17 protein-coding genes and 1 other RNA gene are annotated in these 17,944 nt (G+C 61.2%); 9 read left to right on the forward strand and 9 right to left on the reverse strand.

Features of this window, described 5'->3' with window-relative positions:
- From D1222_RS13330 to D1222_RS13340, 3 genes are read left to right on the forward strand one after another with little or no spacing between them, the layout of a single operon-like run.
- A complete protein-coding gene (locus D1222_RS13330) occupies positions 1 to 1,488 on the forward strand; it encodes a CpaF family protein (protein ID WP_119454759.1) in 1,488 nt (495 codons plus the stop codon).
- Positions 1,488 to 2,519 (forward strand): type II secretion system F family protein, encoded by a 1,032-nt coding sequence (locus tag D1222_RS13335; RefSeq protein ID WP_119454760.1) that lies wholly within the window; start codon positions 1,488 to 1,490, stop codon positions 2,517 to 2,519. The genes D1222_RS13330 and D1222_RS13335 overlap by 1 nt, the downstream gene beginning before the upstream one ends.
- A gap of 13 nt (positions 2,520 to 2,532) precedes the next feature.
- On the forward strand, positions 2,533 to 3,525 hold the full coding sequence (locus D1222_RS13340; protein ID WP_119454761.1) for a type II secretion system F family protein: 993 nt from the start codon (positions 2,533 to 2,535) through the stop codon (positions 3,523 to 3,525).
- Between the two features lie 97 nt (positions 3,526 to 3,622).
- On the opposite strand, the gene D1222_RS13345 is transcribed toward D1222_RS13340, so the two are convergent.
- Positions 3,623 to 4,534, reverse strand: coding sequence for a tetratricopeptide repeat protein (locus D1222_RS13345; protein ID WP_119454762.1), 912 nt, complete (start codon positions 4,532 to 4,534; stop codon positions 3,623 to 3,625).
- Between the two features lie 118 nt (positions 4,535 to 4,652).
- Here D1222_RS13345 and D1222_RS13350 point away from each other — a divergent pair, with 118 nt between their 5' ends.
- Both D1222_RS13350 and D1222_RS13355 read left to right on the forward strand, forming a co-directional pair.
- Positions 4,653 to 6,014, forward strand: coding sequence for a leucyl aminopeptidase family protein (locus D1222_RS13350; RefSeq protein ID WP_119454763.1), 1,362 nt, complete (start codon positions 4,653 to 4,655; stop codon positions 6,012 to 6,014).
- 95 nt (positions 6,015 to 6,109) lie between these two features.
- The gene (locus D1222_RS13355; protein ID WP_119454764.1) at positions 6,110 to 8,071 is read left to right on the forward strand and encodes a DUF885 domain-containing protein; all 1,962 of its coding nucleotides are present in this window, start codon (positions 6,110 to 6,112) and stop codon (positions 8,069 to 8,071) included.
- 255 nt (positions 8,072 to 8,326) lie between these two features.
- On the opposite strand, the gene D1222_RS13360 is transcribed toward D1222_RS13355, so the two are convergent.
- The 3 genes from D1222_RS13360 to D1222_RS13370 form a co-directional block, all read right to left on the reverse strand.
- A complete protein-coding gene (locus D1222_RS13360; protein ID WP_119454765.1) occupies positions 8,327 to 9,022 on the reverse strand; it encodes a class I SAM-dependent methyltransferase in 696 nt (231 codons plus the stop codon).
- Entirely contained in the window at positions 9,019 to 9,417 is a 399-nt protein-coding gene (locus D1222_RS13365; protein WP_119454766.1) for a MerC domain-containing protein, read from the reverse strand. Before D1222_RS13365 ends, D1222_RS13360 begins: the two co-directional genes overlap by 4 nt.
- Before the next feature lie 110 nt (positions 9,418 to 9,527).
- Entirely contained in the window at positions 9,528 to 10,442 is a 915-nt protein-coding gene (locus D1222_RS13370) for a LysR family transcriptional regulator (protein WP_119454767.1), read from the reverse strand.
- 198 nt (positions 10,443 to 10,640) lie between these two features.
- Between D1222_RS13370 and D1222_RS13375 the strand changes: the two genes are divergently transcribed.
- Both D1222_RS13375 and D1222_RS13380 read left to right on the forward strand, forming a co-directional pair.
- Positions 10,641 to 11,156, forward strand: a complete 516-nt coding sequence (locus D1222_RS13375; protein ID WP_233348765.1) for a hypothetical protein — start codon at positions 10,641 to 10,643, stop codon at positions 11,154 to 11,156.
- Positions 11,157 to 11,179: 23 nt separating this feature from the next.
- A complete protein-coding gene (locus D1222_RS13380) occupies positions 11,180 to 11,608 on the forward strand; it encodes a YHS domain-containing (seleno)protein (RefSeq protein WP_182482021.1) in 429 nt (142 codons plus the stop codon).
- A gap of 185 nt (positions 11,609 to 11,793) precedes the next feature.
- On the opposite strand, the gene D1222_RS13385 is transcribed toward D1222_RS13380, so the two are convergent.
- Positions 11,794 to 11,952 carry a YqaE/Pmp3 family membrane protein gene (locus tag D1222_RS13385; RefSeq protein ID WP_119378831.1) on the reverse strand — a complete coding sequence of 53 codons (159 nt, stop codon included), beginning with the start codon at positions 11,950 to 11,952 and terminating at the stop codon, positions 11,794 to 11,796.
- Between the two features lie 345 nt (positions 11,953 to 12,297).
- Entirely contained in the window at positions 12,298 to 13,224 is a 927-nt protein-coding gene (gene nudC, locus D1222_RS13390) for an NAD(+) diphosphatase (RefSeq protein WP_119454769.1), read from the reverse strand.
- Between the two features lie 64 nt (positions 13,225 to 13,288).
- Between nudC and ffs the strand changes: the two genes are divergently transcribed.
- An RNA gene (gene ffs, locus D1222_RS13395) (signal recognition particle sRNA small type) lies at positions 13,289 to 13,385 on the forward strand.
- Here ffs and D1222_RS13400 read toward each other — a convergent pair.
- From D1222_RS13400 to D1222_RS13410, 3 genes are all read right to left on the reverse strand, one after another.
- Entirely contained in the window at positions 13,384 to 14,241 is an 858-nt protein-coding gene (locus D1222_RS13400; protein WP_119454770.1) for a putative phage abortive infection protein, read from the reverse strand. The genes ffs and D1222_RS13400 overlap by 2 nt on opposite strands.
- Positions 14,242 to 15,027: 786 nt before the next feature.
- Positions 15,028 to 15,573 carry a hypothetical protein gene (locus tag D1222_RS13405; RefSeq protein ID WP_119454771.1) on the reverse strand — a complete coding sequence of 182 codons (546 nt, stop codon included), beginning with the start codon at positions 15,571 to 15,573 and terminating at the stop codon, positions 15,028 to 15,030.
- A 183-nt stretch (positions 15,574 to 15,756) separates the two neighbouring features.
- Positions 15,757 to 17,202 (reverse strand): tetratricopeptide repeat protein, encoded by a 1,446-nt coding sequence (locus D1222_RS13410; RefSeq protein WP_182481988.1) that lies wholly within the window; start codon positions 17,200 to 17,202, stop codon positions 15,757 to 15,759.
- A 190-nt stretch (positions 17,203 to 17,392) separates the two neighbouring features.
- On the opposite strand from D1222_RS13410, the gene D1222_RS13415 reads away from it, so the two are divergent.
- Complete coding sequence (locus D1222_RS13415) at positions 17,393 to 17,785, forward strand: hypothetical protein (RefSeq protein WP_147371879.1); 393 nt, start codon at positions 17,393 to 17,395, stop codon at positions 17,783 to 17,785.
- Positions 17,786 to 17,944 lie beyond the last annotated feature (159 nt).

The following is a 17,944-nucleotide window of genomic DNA, read 5'->3' on the forward strand; positions in this document are numbered from 1 at the left end:
ATGTCCTTCGGCAAACGCTCAGCAAACGCTCTAAAGCCAGCTCCTTCTTCGGCGCCAGCACCGAAGCCGTCTGCGGCTACGCCGCCGCCTGCGCAAAAGCCTGCCGCCGCACCGCCGCCATCTGGTGGCGCACCCAAGCCGCCGCAGAAGCCAGTCGCGCTAAAGCCTCCGCCAGACATGGAAAGAGAGCGCGTCCACCGCGTCGACACCCGCTCTGAAGAATATTACGCGACCAAGACGACGATCTTCAATGCGCTGATCGACACGATCGACCTGGGCCAGCTTGCCCAGCTCGACGCCGAAAGTGCGCGCGAGGAGATTCGCGACATCGTCGTTGAAATCATCAGTATCAAGAATGTCGTGATGTCGATCTCCGAGCAGGAACATCTGCTCGACGATATCTGTAACGATGTGCTGGGCTATGGTCCGCTGGAGCCGCTTCTGGCGCGCGACGACATCGCCGATATCATGGTGAACGGCGCCGACACGACCTACATCGAAGTCAACGGCAAGATTGAGCGGACCAATATCCGCTTCCGCGACAATGCCCAGCTGATGAACATCTGTCAGCGGATCGTCAGCCAGGTCGGCCGTCGCGTCGATGAAAGCTCGCCGATCTGTGACGCGCGCCTGCTGGACGGCTCTCGTGTGAACGTCATTGCCCCGCCGCTGGCAATCGATGGCCCGACGCTCACCATTCGTAAGTTCAAGAAGGACAAGCTGCGCCTCGCTGACCTCGTGAAATTCGGGTCCATCTCCGAGGCAGGCGCCGAAATCCTCCGCATAATTGGTCACTCTCGGTGTAACGTGCTGATCTCGGGCGGTACCGGTTCTGGTAAAACGACGCTGCTCAACTGTCTGACCGGTTTCATCGACCCGACAGAGCGCGTCATTACCTGCGAAGACTCCGCAGAACTTCAGCTGCAACAGCCGCACGTCGTGCGCCTCGAAACGCGCCCGCCCAACATTGAAGGCTCTGGCGAGATCTCGATGCGGGACCTCGTGAAGAACTGTCTGCGTATGCGTCCTGAGCGTATCATCGTGGGTGAGGTTCGCGGGCCTGAAGCATTTGACCTTCTTCAGGCCATGAACACCGGCCATGACGGCTCCATGGGCACGCTGCACGCCAACACGCCGCGCGAAGCTCTCAGCCGGGTGGAATCCATGATCACCATGGGCGGCTTCTCGCTGCCTGCGAAAACGATCCGTGAAATGATCGTCGGCTCGATTGATGTCGTCGTGCAGGCCTCGCGCCTTCGCGACGGGTCTCGCCGCATCATGCAGATCACCGAAGTCATGGGCCTCGAAGGCGATACGATCATCCTTCAGGACATCATGAAGTTCGAGGTCGAGGGTGAAGATGATGATGGCCGCGTAAAGGGCCGTCACCGCGGCACCGGTATTGGCCGCCCACGGTTCTGGGATCGTGCGTCCTACTTCAACATGGAGCGCGACCTCGCCAAGGCGATCGATGCGCTGGACACCTGATGCTCGGCGGCGATCTTCTCATCTTCCTCGTTGCAGGCCTGGCTTTCGTGGCGCTGGCCGGGATCGGGCTTGCGCTCACCGGCGGTGACAACGACAACCCCGCACGTCGCGCGCGCCAGCTGGCGGAAGGCAAGACGGGCAATAAGGGAAACCAGAAGCAGGATGCCGCCTCGCAGCGTCGTCGCCAGACGCAGCAGATGCTGGCAAAGCTTCGTGAGCAGGATGAAGCGCGCCGCAAGTCGCTCGTTCCGCAGGATATCCGTGGCAAGCTTCTTCAGGCAGGCCTCGAAATCAAACCCGAAACCTTCTGGGCCCTGTCTGCAGCGCTCGGCGTTGCGCTGGCGATTGTGACCTTCATCTCCGGCGCGGAAGGCCCGCCGCCGATCGCAGGTATCGAAATCAAGTCGCGCCCGGCCATGATCATTGCAGCAGCGGTTGCGGGCTTCCTTGGGATTCCGCGCTGGATCATCGGATTCCTGACCAAGCGGCGCTACAAGAAGATGACGGCGCAGTTTGCCGATGCGATCGACATCATTGTGCGCGGTGTGAAGTCCGGCCTGCCGCTGACCGAATGTCTGCGCATCATCGCCAAGGAAAGCCCGGCACCTCTCGGCACAGAATTCAAGACCCTCACCGACAACATCCAGATGGGCATGACGACAGAGCGCGCGCTGCAGCAGCTCTACAAGCGTGTTCCCCTGCCTGAAGTGAACTTCTTCGTCATCGTGCTGACAATCCAGGCCAAGTCTGGCGGTAACCTCTCTGAGGCACTCGGCAACCTTTCCAAGGTGATCCGTGAGCGCAAGATGATGCGCGAAAAGATCAAGGCCATGTCGTCAGAAGCCAAGGCGTCTGCCGGCATCATCGCCTGTCTTCCCTTCGCCGTTGGCTTCATGGTTTTCATGACAACGCCCAGCTACATCATGGAGCTGTTCCTCAAGCCGACCGGTCACACCATCCTGTTCATGGGCGCAGGCCTGATGATCACCGGCGTGACCGTGATGCGCAAAATGATCAGCTTCGACATCTAGGGGGGGAGGGCACATGGTCGACTTCATCTCTTCCCTGACCCAGCCGGCCACGCTGGCATCGGTATTGGCGGCCGTCGCCATGTTCGCGACGATCCTCTCTGTCGGCATGCCATTGCTGAAGGGCGACAAGCTTGAAACGCGCCTCAAACAGGTGACCACGCAGCGCGAACGCCTGCGCCGCGCAAACCGTGATGCGCTGGAGCGCCGCGGCCTCAAGAAAGACAATTCCGGCAAGATCAGTGAGATCACCGGCAAACTGAACCTTCAGAAGATGCTGGAAGACCCGAATGTCGAGCAAAAGCTCGTCCAGGCCGGTCTGCGCGGGCCGCGCCCGCTCGCCATCTTCTACTTCTGCCGCTTCGTCCTGCCGATGGTGATGGCGCTGCTCGCCTTCGTCTACATCTTCCTCATCAACGATATGGGCCTCAACCCGCAGATGAAGATTGGCGCCGTGGTCTTTGGCGCGGCGGCGGGTTTCTACGCGCCGAACCTCTATGTCTCTAACATTGCCCAGAAGCGTCAGCAGTCGATCATGCAGGCCTTTCCGGACGCGCTCGACATGCTCCTCATCTGCGTCGAGTCCGGCATGTCAATTGAACTCGCCTTCGCAAAGGTCGGCGGTGAGATCGGCGCAGCCTCGCCGGACCTTGCCGAGGAATTCCAGCTGACCACTGCCGAACTTGCCTACCTGCAGGAACGGCGCACCGCCTACGAAAACCTCGCCAAGCGGACTGGCCATGAGGGCGTCAAATCTGTCTGTCTCGCGCTGATGCAGGCAGAACGCTACGGTACGCCGCTCGGCGACGCGCTGCGGACCATGGCCAAGGAAAACCGCGACATGCGGATGTCCGAAGCCGAGAAGAAAGCCGCCGCCCTGCCAGCCAAGCTGACTGTGCCGATGATCCTGTTCTTCCTGCCGGTGCTCTTTCTCGTCGTGCTCGGCCCGGCCTACATCAAATACTCAGAGATGCAGGCCCAGAACCAGATCAACACAGATGTGAGATAGCCGGCACAAGGCCGCGCCCCGTACCTGCGATCACATCAAAGCTTAATCTGAAGAGACAAGGATAGGCCGCTGCGGCCTATCTTGGGGCGTCACCCCCCTAGCGGCTGCTGAGGGATCCGCGAAGTTGCGGCACGCCGCGGCGCTCTGGCTCGCGCTGCTCTGGCGCCTGCTGGATCTGCGGGGCGGGGGTATCGGCCCCGTCCATCACCAGCGCCTCATAATTGCGCGCCGGCGCAAGCAGGCCGCGGATCGTTGTCACATTCGCTTCCATCGTCCGCGTTGGTGCATGCGGGTCAGCTGCGCGCATCGCGTCGAACTCGCCCTGCAGCCCGAGGATCAGCGCGAGGTTCTGGCGCACACGCCCGTCGGCATCCGGCAGGTCATAGGCCTTGCGCAGTTGCGCCTCAGCGCCTGCAAGATCACCCGTCAGCGCCAGCGACAGGCCATAATTGGCCAGCGTTGAGGCCCGCGCCGGATCAAGCTCCAGCGCACGCAGATAGGAGGTCTGCGCATCGCGGTGACGCTCCAGCCGGTCGAGCGCGAGACCAAGCGCGGCATGTGTCGTGGCGTCCTGCGGCGCGATCACGCTCGCCTGAAAGAAGGATTCTGCCGCTTCACCGACACGGCCTTCACTCATCAGCGCGCGGCCCATGATCAGCTGCAGCTCGGCCGATTGCGGATGGGCCGGAATGGCACCGGACAGCACGTCGATGGCCCGCTCATGGCTGCCAATCTCGCGCAGCACGCGGGTAAACTGGATCGTGGTTTCGAGGTTTGTCGGGTCCTTGCGGAATTCGCCAGCCCAGAAGTTCGCGCGTGTCAGCGCATCGGCGCGCTGGACCTCTGCAATCTCTTCAGGTGTCGCGGGCGCCAGCTCCTGCTCGAAGGCCGCCTGCAGCGCCGCTTCGGCGCTTGCCTTGCTGTCGCTCGCCCCGGTCGAGGCGCAAGCAGATGCCAGCAGCAGGACACAAAGAGAAACTGGATAAAGAGCTGCGCGTTGGACAGACATCGGGCAATCTCCCGCCAAACTGATTCACGCTGCCACCTTGCGCGTCCAAGCCTCAAGGATCAGTTAACTGAGATGTTGATTGCCTTAACCAGTTAGACCTTCGGAGTATCGATCACCCATGCACAAAGCGTTCACCGCCAGCGCCGACAGCCCCGCCCGCCTGCACCTCTTCCGGTCTGGCGAATGGAGTGAAGCCTCTGCCGGTCTCTCTGACGCCATCAAGGCGCAGGCCAAGGCACAGGGCTTCAAGGGCAGCAACGGCGATATGGTCATTGTCGCTAGCCCCGACGGTGAGATTGCTGACGTGCTTTTCGGCCTCGGCGAGACATCAGATGCGCTGGCTGTTGCGGCTCTCTCCGGCAAGCTGCCTGCAGGCGACTACAAGGTCGAACGTGATGGCGACATGCCAATGGCGAACATCGCGGCAGGCTGGGCCGATGGCGCCTATCGCTTCGACCGCTACCTGAAAGATAAGGCCAACCCGCCGCGCCTCGTTATCGGCGATGGCGGCGACGCCGAAGCGCTCGATCGCGAAGCTGACGCGATCGCGCTTCTCAGGGATCTCATCAACACCCCGGCTCAGGATATGGGGCCTGCAGGTATCGAAGCGGCGATCCGTATTCTTGCCGAACAGTTCGGCGCAGACCTCTCAGTCATCACCGGCGATGACCTCCTGAAGGAAAACTATCCCATGGTGCACGCGGTTGGCCGCGCCGCACCCGAAGCCCCGCGCTTCATGGAATTGTCCTGGGGCAATCCAGACCATCCAGAGCTTGCGCTCGTCGGCAAGGGCGTCGCCTTCGACACAGGCGGCCTCAATCTCAAACCCGGCGCTGGCATGAAGCTGATGAAAAAGGATATGGGCGGCTCTGCCCATGTCATCGCGCTTGCCAAGCTGGTGATGAGCTCGAACCTGCCAGTCCGCCTCAAGCTCTACGTCCCGGCCGTCGAAAATGCGATCGGCCGCGATGCTTTCCGCCCAAGCGATATCCTGCAGACCCGCAAGGGCCTCACCGTAGAGATCGACAATACCGACGCAGAAGGCCGCCTCATCCTGGGCGACGCCCTGGCGCGTGCCTGTGAGAGCGATCCGGACCTGCTCGTCGATTTCGCCACGCTGACGGGCGCAGCCCGGGTCGCCCTTGGGCCAGAGCTTGCGCCATTTTACACCGATGATGGCGACCTCGCAGACGCCATCAATGCCGGCGGCGCTGTCTCCGGTGACCCGGTCTGGCGCATGCCGCTCTGGGACCCGTATAAATCCATGCTGAAAAGCTCGGTTGCAGACATCCAGAATTCCGGCGGCCGCTTCGCAGGCTCCATTACCGCCGCCATCTTCCTCAAACAGTTTGTTGATGCGCGTCGCTGGGTCCATCTCGACGTCTGGGGCTGGCGCACACCGAAATATGGCCGTCCGGAAGGCGCCGCCGCGTGCGGCCTTCGCGCAATCTGGGCCATGCTGCGCACACGCTATGCCTGAAATGTGCGGGCAGGGGGGTGAATCGCCCTCCTGCCTTGCATAAGCGCAAAAATCCTGCTTCTTAGCGAAATTCGATAAGATCAGGAGTTTTCTTCATGCGCGTCAAGCTGTCAGCGACTGCCACCGCCCTTGCCCTCATCCTTGCTGCCTGTGGTGAAACCTCAGCGCCCCAGCAGGGCAACAATCCGGAAGCGGGCGCCGAAACGACGGAAACAGCCGCCGCGACAGACGCAGAGATCGAGGCTGAAACGGCCCGTCTCAATGCCTGGTTCGACGAGAAGTACGAAGAACAGGTCATGATGAGCCCGATCCGGCTCACCTTCCTTGGCCGCAAGGAACGCAATGACGAAATCGACGACATGTCCTATGAGGCCGCGCAGGAACAGCTCCAGTGGCGCCTCGACACGCTCGCCGAGATGGAAGCCAATTTCGACTATGACAAGCTGACACCAGAGGCGAAGAACTCCTGGGACATCTGGAAGTACCAGACCGAGCAGGCCGAAGAAGGCATGCAGTACTTCTATAACGGCTTCACCTTCGACCAGATGAATGGCGCGCAGAGCTTCCTGCCGACCGTCCTCATCCAGTTCCACCGCGTCGACAATGAAGCCGACATGGAAGCCTACATCTCGCGGATCAGCGAAGGCGCCCGCGCCGGCAACCAGCTTCTCGAAATCGCCAAGGAAAGCGCAAGCCGCGGCGTTGAAACCCCAGACTTCGCGCTTGAAGGCGTGATCGACCAGTCCCGCAAGGTCATCACCGGCGCGCCGTTCACCGATGGTGAGGCGTCCGATCTCTGGGCTGACGTCCAGATGGAAATCTCGAACCTTCAGGAAGTCGGCGAGATCGACGAAGCCCGCGCAGAAGAGCTGATGACCGCGGCTGAAACCGCGCTGACCGAAGACTTCCAGCCTGCCTATGAGAACCTCATCGCATGGGCTGAGGCAGAGCTTGAAGACGCCCCGGAAAACCCGACCGGCCTCACCTCACAGCCGGGCGGCGCAGAGTTTTACAACTACCGCCTCAAGGTCTCGACCACGACAGACCTCACCGCAGACGAGATCCACGAAATCGGCCTCGAAGAGGTTGAGCGCCTGCAGGGCGAAATGGAAGCGGTGAAGGAAGAGTTCGGCTTCGACGGCACGCTGCAGGAATTCTTCGTCTACCTGCGTGAGAACACCGACGAACGTGAACTCTATTATGAGAACAATGACGCGGGCGCTGACCAGTACATCGCCGATGCCACCGCTGCCATCGACAATATCGAAGGCCAGCTGCCGGAATATTTCGGCATCCTTCCGCAGGCCGATCTCATCGTGAAGCGCGTGGAGCCTTTCCGCGAGCAGGACGGCGCCGCCCAGCACTACTATCCGGGCACGCCAGACGGCTCGCGCCCCGGCACCTATTACGCTCACCTCTCCGACATGACCTCCATGCCGAAGCGTGAGCTTGAAGTGATCGCCTATCATGAGGGGCTTCCGGGCCACCACATGCAGATCTCCATCGCGCAGGAACTGCAGGACATCCCGCAATTTCGCACGCAGGCTGGCTTCACCGCCTATTCCGAAGGCTGGGGCCTCTATTCAGAGCGCCTCGCCAGCGAAATGCCGGGCACCTTCCAGACGCCTCAGTCTGAGTTTGGCCGTCTCGGCTCTGAGATCTGGCGCGCCATCCGCCTCGTCGTGGACACGGGCCTCCACTCCAAGGGTTGGACCGAGGAGGAAGCCTGGGAGTACTTCACCGAAAACGCTGCCGTCACCGACCAGCAGGCCCGCTCTGAAATCCAGCGTTACATCGTGATGCCGGGCCAGGCGACCGCCTACAAGATCGGCATGATCAAGATCCTCGAACTGCGCGAAATGGCACGCGAGGAGCTTGGCGATGATTTCGACATTCGCGGTTTCCACGACACCATCCTCGGCGGCGGCGCCCTCCCGCTTGAACTGCTCGAGCGCCGCGTCAACACCTGGATCGAAGACGTGAAGGCAGGCGAAGCCGCGACCCCGGAAACGACCGAGGTCGAGACCGAAGCCGAAACGATGGACGTCGAGCAGTAGGCTTCCGGTCCCATTTGCACTCCCTCTCCCTCATCCTGAGCGAAGTCGAAGGACGAGGGAGAGAGGCACATAGCAAAAGCCCCGCAGTCGCACCTGCGGGGCTTTTCTTCTGAGACTGCGGAGATCAGCACCCGGACCAGCCATCCCGTCACGCGTCACCCTCGACCGCAAAACGGTCTGAGGGATTATCTCCTGACCTCCAAGCACATGTACTGTCAGACATCCGGCGCTGAGCTCTCAGATAAACCGCGCTCATCAAGCGTACCCAACCCAGCCATGCCAGGTGAAGGCGGCATAGAACTGCTCAACCCGGCTGAAGCCTGCTTGCCTCAGAATATCGACATCCTCCTCGGGCGGCAGCATGACATCTGCCGCTGAAACCGCGGCTCTCGCCATCGCTACCTTCTCTGCCGGTGCGCCGGAGGACCGCGCGAAGGCGGCATACCGGTCCAGCCAGGCTTCGCGTCTTTCTGTCTCGCGCGGCAGACAGGCATGTGCCACCACGAAGGGCGCACCCGGTTTCAGCCTGTTGCGAACAGCCTCTTCTGTTCGATTGCGCTCATCTGGCGCAAGAAAATGAAGCGTCAGAAGGCATACAGCGCCGTCGAACGGCCCTGCGGTCGCGTCATCGATATAGCCCTCGATCAGCTGGACGCGGTTTGCATGCTCACCCAGCGTTTCACGGGCGAGCTTCAACATGGGCCCCGCCGGGTCCACGCCTTCAAACGACCAGCCAGGTTGACGATCGGCAAGCGCTTTCAATTCGAGACCCCCGCCGGCGCCCAGAACAAGAATCCTTGCATCGGCTGGCACGACCTCCTCGAGCAGGATCGCAACCATCCTGTGCAAGGCTTCAAGCCCCGGCGTGAATTGCTTCGGCCCGGAATGATAGGCCGCGACCGCTTCGGCGTTCTGGAAGGATTTCAGGAACGGGTTTTCTTCGCCGCTCATTTGGCTGCTCCAGTAGTCAGCGCTGCCTCATGCTGGCGGCGCCAGCGCCGGATATGAGCCGTCGCCAGCAGAAGGGCGCCCACCACGGTCAGCGGCGTTTCGAGGTCATGAAGCCCTTCAATGAATGCGGCGCCGATCAGTAACGCCAGCCCAATTCCAGCCAGCAGGATAAACGAGGTGCGCGCCCCCTCGTGAAACGGGCGGGTCATCGCAAATACGGTGATCGGCAAAGCCGACAGGGCGAAGATCTGGTGGACCCACTCCTGCTCGGCCCACAGTCCTGCCAGTGGCAAAGCGACAGCGAGCGCAGGCAGGGCGAGGCAGTGAACAAGGCAAAGCCCGGACAATGTGATGGCAGACGCGTCGAGCACGCGATTGGCGAGGGTAGAAGACATCAGCGCTCCTGAGTTTGCAGAAGCCGGCATTCACCAGCAGGGAGCGGACACTTAAATGTAATAGTATAACAAAACAAGGGGCGATATACGCCCCAGCCAATTTGCGCTGCTTATGCCGCCTCCGGCTCCTGCAACTCCTTGGCCTTCATCGCTTCGGCAATATGGTCCGCCAGAAGCCGGGCCTTGCCTTTCAGTTTGCCGCCCGACCAGACCACATTCAGCGGCAGGGCTTCGGCCTCCCACTCTGGCAACAGGCGCGCAAGCTGGCCCTCGCGCACTTTCTCACAGACCAGCCAGTCCGGCGCGAGGATATAGCCGAGCGCGTCCTGCGCGCACTGGATCAGCATGTCGCCAGACGAGGCGCGGAACCGGCCGGCCGCGCGCAGACTGTCGGTCTCCCCGCTCTCCTTGTGCGACAGCTCCCACATTGCGGCGCCCGCCTGCTGGCGAAGCGACAGCGCGTCATTCGGCTCCAGCTCGCTTGGCCGGGTCACGGTTTTCTGTTGCGCGATATAGATGGGCGAAGCCCAGAGCTTGCGGGGGCTGAGGGCGATCCGCTTTGCCATCAGGCTTGAATCGGCAAGCTGGCCCAGCCGGAAGGCAAGATCGACGCCCTCCTGCACGATGTCGGTATAGGAATCGTCGGAGATCACATCCAACGACAGGTCCGGATAGCGCCGCATGAAGCTCGCCAGCGCTGGCGCAATCACGACACGTGACAGCGAATGTGGCACGCTGATGCGCAGCTGGCCGACGGGCTCATTGTCGAGCCCGCGCACTTCGGCTTCTGCCGCCTCGAAAGACTCAAGGATCGACTTTGCCCGCGCATAGAAAGTCTGGCCTGCCTCGGTGAGGCTCAGCGCACGCGTCGTTCGCAGGAACAGGTCCGCGCCAAGCTGGGCTTCAAGGTCCTGGATGCGCCGCGACACCGTCGGCTGGCCAATCTCCAGGTCCGCGGCCGCCTTGGAGAAACTTCCCGTGTCGGCGACCCGTATGAAGAGCCGCATTGCGTCCAGCCTGTCCATCGCCGCTCGTCTCCGTCTTGCCCGCGCGTCCCTCCATATAGGCACATGCCTTCCGTAACGCGAGGGCCGGGCGGACCGCACCTATCACGGCGTGGTTCACCCTTTCGTGACGCGCCGTCACGCAGGCGTCATTCGCAGTTGAGAGACTTCGTCTATACCTCTTCGCCACCACAGACGGCAGGCCAAAGGGGGCGCACAATGCTGGACCGTATCAAATCACTCGCGCCGCACATTATCGCGGTCATCGCATCGCTCGTCTTCCTCGACAGCCTGCGCTTCAAATTCACCAATGCACCGGAAACGCAGGTCATCTTCGGCAAGCTCGACGCATGGGCAGAGAGCCTCGGGGCAGGGGGCCTCTTCGCCCAGACCGGCCTCTTCAGCCAGTATGTCATCGGCACCGCAGAACTCGCGGCCGCCGCGTGTCTCCTTCTCGGCATCATGCCAGCCCTCCGACGCCTTCAGGGCCTTGGCGCGCTCATCGCCTTTGCCGTGATGAGCGGCGCGGTGAACTTCCACCTCTGGACGCCGCTTGGCATCGACCCGAACAATGATGGCGGCGGGCTCTTCTTCATGGCCTGCGTCGTGCTCGCGACCTCGCTTCTCCTCATCTTCATCCGCCGCCGGGAAATCACCGCCATTGCGGGCGGTGTTGCCGCCGCCCTGACGGGCCCTGCGCCCTCCCTCACTACTTCGAAAGGTCCAACCCAATGATCAGACACGCCGCCGCCGCGCTCATGCTCGCCACAGCTGGCCTCGCCTTCGCTGCGCCCGCCCATGCCGACAAGGCGCCGGTCTATACCGGCACCTTCTCCAACACCGCCGTCGAAGGCCACGACCCGGTCGCCTATTTCACCGAAGGCCGCCCCGTCAAAGGCAGCCGCGATTTCCGGACCGAGTATCAGGGCGCAGAGTTCCGCTTTGCGAGCCAGGAAAACCTCGACACTTTCCTCGCCGATCCCGAAAAATACGCCCCACAATTCGGGGGTTACTGCGCCTGGGCCGTGTCCGAAGGCTACACCGCAAAAGGCGACGCAGACCACTGGGCGATCGTCGATGGAAAGCTCTACCTCAACTACAACAAAAATATTCAATCACGCTGGGAACAAGACTGGGCGGCGCACATTGTTAAGGCGAATACAAACTGGCCGGAGGTTCTGAAGTAACAAGGCAAAATTCCCTCCTCCCCTCACCCCGCCTTGTCACTTCCGGCTCGAAGACCCCGCACCTCCCCCTCAGTGCGGGGTCTTCCTCGTTTCAGCGTTCCGTTTTTAGCGCCCCCCTGACCACAAAAAGAAACGGCCAGACCCGGAGGTCTGACCGCTCGATCAATCGCTAAACTGGCGCCCCGCTACTTGCGCAGGATGACCCAGACAGCGTGGATGATGCCCGGCACATAGCCAAGCAGCGTCAGCAGGATGTTCAGCCAGAAGTGCAGGCCAAGACCCACCTGCAGGAACACGCCCAGCGGCGGGATCAGGATGGCCAGAAGAATACGGATTACGTCCATGATGGGGTCCCTCGTCTAAAAACAGACAAACGCCAGCTTCGGCATCTCGTTCCGGCGGGTCTCTCAAACCTCGAACGCCCCCTCCGCCCTGCCGGGCACCTCCCCCGCCGGCGGGGGAGGAAGGCACACCATCAGCGTTAGTCCTTCTTCCCCCGTTCACGGGGGAAGTGGCCCGCGTATGCGGGTCGAAGGGGGGGGCAGCCAGTTAGGGTGCAAAGACTGCCTCACGAGATCCCCGCCTGCGCGGGGATGAGCGGTCTAGGAAAGCACCCACGTTTGCGTCACGCCATCCTCCCCCGTGAACGGGGGAGGTGCCCGGCAGGGCGGAGGGGGCGAACCACCAACCTAACTCTCCCGCTCGGCCCATTCCTTCATGATGTGGTGCGCCACAGCAAAGGGCGGGGGCGCGAACATCTCGTCATGCTCGCCTGCCAGCACGCGGCGGATTTCGTCGCGCGAAAACCAGCGCGCGGTCTCCAGCTCATTCTTGTCGACGGCGATCTCATCGCTCTCGGCCGGCAGGATCAGCCCGATCATTAGCGAGGACGGAAACGGCCAGGGCTGGCAGAACAGATACTCTGTCTTGGCCGGGTCACAGTGGATGCCCGCCTCCTCATGCACCTCGCGCGCAGCCCCCTGTTCCAGCGTCTCGCCCGGCTCGATAAAGCCAGCGAGGCAACTCCACATCCCCTTCGGCCACATCTTCTGACGCCCCAGAAGGCACTTGTCGCCCTTCACGGCCAGCATGATGGCGACCGGGTCAGTGCGTGGGAAATGCTCAGCCGTGCATTCGGTGCAGGCCCGCTTCCAGCCAGCCTCGGCCCGCACGCTCTCTGCGCCGCAGCGCGAACAGAACCGATGCGAGCGGTGCCACTCAAACAGCGACCGCGCGGTAGAGGCGAGGTTGGCTTCCATCTCGCTCATCAGCGCCATCGCCTGGCGAAAATCGGTAAACTCCCCCGTCCCGGCGATCAGCGACGCCTCAACGTCAAAGTCCCCCGGCATCTCCACCGCGAAGACGGGCGTCCCGTTCTTGTCGAGGCCGAGAAACAGCGGCTCAGACCCGGGCGCGAGCTTTGCCACCTCAGGCCCCAGCCAGACAAGCCCGCCATCCCTGACCAGCAGAGGCAGGCCCCCCTGCATCAACAGGACAAGCACATCATCGCGCGCATAGGCAGACGCCAGCCAGTCAGCATCGGTGCGGTGATGGCCCGCCCGGTCAATCGGGCGCGCGCCCAGCGGGATGAAATCGGAATTGGTCGTATTAGCCATGCCGATATCCCTATCAGCATCCGCCCCCTTGTCACCCCGCTTTCAAAACGCGATATGGGGGTCAGGAGGCTGGCGGTGGACGAAGTCCTCGCCAACCGGGTCAGGTCGGGAACGAAGCAGCCCTAACGAGTTTCGCTTCGGGTCACTGTCCAGTCTCCGCTATTTTATTATCTTGTTGCGAAGCTTGATAACCTCGGCGTTGTCGCCAAATGCATTTTCAGAATACTGCGCGACGGCATCTTCAAATTTGATATACCGTAACGGAAGGTTGTCAAAAAACGCATACGTTTCCAGCAGTGGCTTGAATTTTTCAGCCCCGTTTGACGACAACCCATTGTATAAAAGAAGGTGAAGCTCTGCATTTGATAATTGAGCTCGAACTATATTTGTATAAAATTTTTTATCATCGATTTCTGATCGATCTACAAACTTAACGATGTTGTATAGTACTCTAAAATAGTGCCCCAAATCATCTTGGTGTTTTAGGTATACTTGATTGAAAACAGGTCCGTATTCAGATGACCTATTGTTTTGTCTATTGCTCATCGCCTTGGAGCTTAGTTCATTGGAGATGGTTCGAAACACATCTTTCCCGTGAATTTCATTTCGACCAACCAAGTCTAAATTAGATGTCAGGTCAGTGAACACTCTAAGTATTTGAAAAAAAGTGTTCTCAAATATTTGCTTTTTTGTTTCTCTATTTTGTAGAGATAGGCTTGCGGATTGCTCCTCAAATATCTTCTTCGTTCTTTTCAATTCTTCCTTTGCTAACCTGATTTCAGATCTTTGAAGTAGGATCGCATAGATTACGCCGGCTAGAGCAAGACCGGAAAATAGTGAGTTGGAGACTCCAAATACGTCTCCAAATGTTCCTCTGGCAGCAGAAAACTGTGGGACTAGCCCAATAATGAGATTGAGAGTCCACAAAATGAGTATTGTGACGACCGCGATGATCACGAGGCGAACTTGAGGAAGTGGCCCTATATCTGCTTCTTCGCTGTTTTCCTGATGCATCATGTCCTCCCTGATTATAGCCCTAGTTGATTTTGGTCGATTAGAGAAATTACTATCGCCCGAACGGCGGACCCCGCCATTCGGCCATAGCCAGCCAAAGACCGTCCGGTTTCAGGCGGTCAAGGCTGCCGCAGGCACCGCGCAGCGGCCCCGGCCTTGAGGGCCTGAAACAGGGCCGTCACTCGGCGTCTCAAATAAGAACCAACGTGCCGAAGACCCCTGCGCAGGCAGGGGTCCATAATGGTCCGTTTGAAGCGGGGTGCTTCGGTGCTGGTGGTGCACCATAGATACCTGCCTTCGCAGGTATCTCCGGTAAGTGGGCGCGTTGTTCTTGAGGGTCTGAAACAGGGCGGTCACTCGACATTTCAAAATGAGAACCAACGCTCCGAAGACCCCTGCGTGGTTCGACTTCGCTCACCATGCGGGCAGGGGTCCATAGTGGCCCGGTTGAGACGGGGTGCTCCGCTGCTGGTGAGCCACGCTACTGCCGTGGCCTTCTTCGCTAAAATCAGTCCACCGGACTGATTTCCGGGCGCTTCGAAGGGATACCTGCCCCTCATCCTGAGCGAAGTCGAAGGACGCAGGTATCTCCGGGAGGTGGGTAAAATACTGCGGCATTCCCCTCTCCTTGGGGAGAGGGGTAGGGGTGAGGGGGAGCTACGTTTGGGCAAAGTGGTTCCGTTTCAGTGATGCCATCACCTCGCATCACTGAAACGTAAGTGATTGGCCGAACACCCAGTCCCCCCTCATCCCCGGCCCTTCTCCCGAGGGAGAAGGGAGAAGCCCCCCCTACTGCGCCGCCGCGACCGGGTCGATCTTGTAGAGCCGGCACAGCGGATGTTCGGCGCCGTCGTAAAAATAGGCCGAGCCTTCCCAGCCCTGCTGCAGCGGCGCCGCGCAGACCGGGTGGGTGAGAAAACTCGCATCATCCTCACTGCCGCCGGCCGCTTCCCAGTCCGCAACGAGGCCCGGAAACGCCAGGCTAAAGTCCGCCCACCCGGCCCAATAGGCGCCTGACTTGAAAGCAACCGGGTCGACCTCTGTGCCATAGGAGGCATAGAGCCGGGCGAGGTCTTCGGCGTGGGCGTCGCAATCTGGCAGGTTCGGCGCGGTGAAATCGGCGGCCGCCGCCCACGCCTCGAAACAGGCCTGTGCCGGTTTATAGTCGCCATTCTGCTGCCAGCCGAGCATCGCAAAGGTCTGCTGGGCCCCGAGCCGATCGATCAGGTCGCGCGCGGCCCTGTCCGCTGCATTCTGGTCGGCTGCGGCCGGGGAAGCGGCGCATGCGGTGAGAAACAAGGCTGCAATCAGGGTAGAGGGCAGGGGGCTGGGCATGTGTTTTTTCTAAAGCGCTCCGCTCACCGCCCTCCTCCTTCGACAAGCTCAGGATGAGGGCGGGGGGCTCGGCACAATCTAAGCTCCGCTCATCCCCGCGCAGGCGGGGATCTCAGCCAGTCTGAGCGCAACCATAGCCTCACGAGATCCCCGCTTTCGCGGGGATGAGCGGATGTATCATTATCAACAATAAGGATTGCTCGCCGGACACGGCGCGGAATACGCCGTTCCGATGGAGTTCACTGCCCGCAGATACTGGTTGAAGTCCCGCATGCTGCCGGTGGAGCTCTGGCTGCTTGATGCGCTCGAATAGGATGAGCCGGAATAGCTGCTCGAACTCCCGCTATTCGCCGCATAGGCCTCTGCCCCAGCGGCCAGCCCGCCTACCACGGCGGTCAGCGTATTGCCGAGGAAATTGCCAAAGCCGGAGCTGCTTCGCTCGCGCGGCACGGCCGGCAGCGAGGCGTTGAACATCGGCATCCAGACATCGCAGGCAAACTGGTTGCCGCCCTGGATACAGCCGCGCGCGCCATACTTCATGATCCGGTCGCGGCTCGAGAGGCCGAAATAGGGATAGTAGTTGAAGAAGACGACGCCCGCGCAGGCATTGTAGTTCTCCTCATGGTCGCAGGCGGCGGCGTAGCTATTCTCCGCTTTCCTGAATAGCAGGCGCGGATAGATCTCCGGCGTGCGCTGGCTGCCCTCGGCGACCGCATGGGCAAAGTTGACGCAGGCTTCGTGCACATTGGCGTCGCAGGCTCTTTCCAGCGACATGGACGCATTGAAATAGTTGCGCGCCACACCGTCCGCGCCGAGCAGTTCATAGCGCCCGGCCAGCTCGCAGGCATAGACATCATCCCGGTGCCAGCAGAGGTCATAGGCCACGTCAAACGCCTGCCTGTGGCGGCCCTGACGCATCAGCGTGGTCGCAAATTCAATGTCGAGCGGGGGCAGGGAGGCAATGGCGCTCGCCGCCATCGGATGGCCCATGGATTGGGCCTTCTCATACCATTCGCGGGCAGAGAGGAGGTCGCCCTCCGGATTGAGGCCAAGCTCATCGAACTTGCCCATAGTGAGGAAGGCGTTCGGATGCCCAAGGTCTGCAGACAGGCGCAGCAGCCTGTGGCCATCCTCGAAATTGACGGGCACACCCTCGCCATTGAAGGCCATCTGCGCGGCGACGTAGGCTGCCGTTTCATTGCCCGCGCGCGCCGACATCACATAGGTCTCAAACGCCTTTTGCGGGTCTGCCGGATGGCCGGGCCAGCCCTCACGGTAAAGCGCGGCGAGGTTATAGAGCGCCGGCGGGAAGTTCTGCGCCGCCGCCACCTGCCAGAGAGCGACTGCCTTGTCATAGTCGGGCGTGACGGCTTTGCCCTGGCGATAATAGACGCCGAGATTGGTGTGCGCCTCAAGGCTCCCATAAGGGATAAGGCTCTCCCAGATCTGGCGCGCCTCCTCATATTGCCCGCTGGCATAGAGCGTCTTGGCGCGCTCATTCTGCAGGTATGTGACGCTGCCGGGCTCTGCCCACGGCGCTTCGGGCACTGGCGTGATGACCAAATTCTGGGCATGCGCCGCGCCGAAGAAGGACGCCGCCAGAAGCGCTGCCTTGACCAATCTGAGCATGAAGAGGCCTCCCACCACAAAAGCCTTGGAAAATTGTCCCGCCTGATTTTCACCCCGGCGGGGCGAATGTCCAGCGCCTACACCAGCATCCCTCTTAAACACCGTGGCTGCACCGCCAGTACACCGGCAGATGCACCGCCCTTGCACCGAATTTATCCGCCCCCCTGGCGGCCCGACTATGGTCGCCTCCATGGTCAAGCGCTCCTTCATCCTCAGCACGCTTGCGGTCCTGGAAGTCTGGCTCTGGCCGGTCTTCTTCTGGGACCTTTACCGGCTTGAGGCCTATCTGAAGGCGCGCCGCGCCGAAGGCGGCTCCGGCCTTGTCGGTTATGCGGTGGCCCGCAATGGGCGGATCTATATCACGCTGGATGTCCGCGAGGACGCAAAGGACCCATGCGACTGGACGGCCTACGCCGCCCGCACCCCATGGGAAAAGCTCGATCCCGACGCCCGCGCGCAAGCGCTGATGGCGCGTGCTGGCGAGGGCTTTGCCCTGTTCGTGTTGATGATGGGTATTGGCGGCGTTTTGGCAGGGCAGGGCGATGCCATCGCCGGCCTGCCACAGGTGATGCTCCCGCCTTAGCCTGCAATCCCAAACGCCCTCATCCTGAGCGAAGTCGGAGGACGCGGGCGTACGCGCTGACCTCAGGTGAAATCGATTGAAAAGCCGCACCCGACCGGGCCTGCGGCCGCTGGTGCTGGCAGACCTTTAAGCGAAACGCATTCCCCTCTCCCGATTGCG

The organism is Henriciella algicola, assembly GCF_003576245.1.
GTDB classification, from domain to species: Bacteria; Pseudomonadota; Alphaproteobacteria; order Caulobacterales; family Hyphomonadaceae; genus Henriciella; species Henriciella algicola.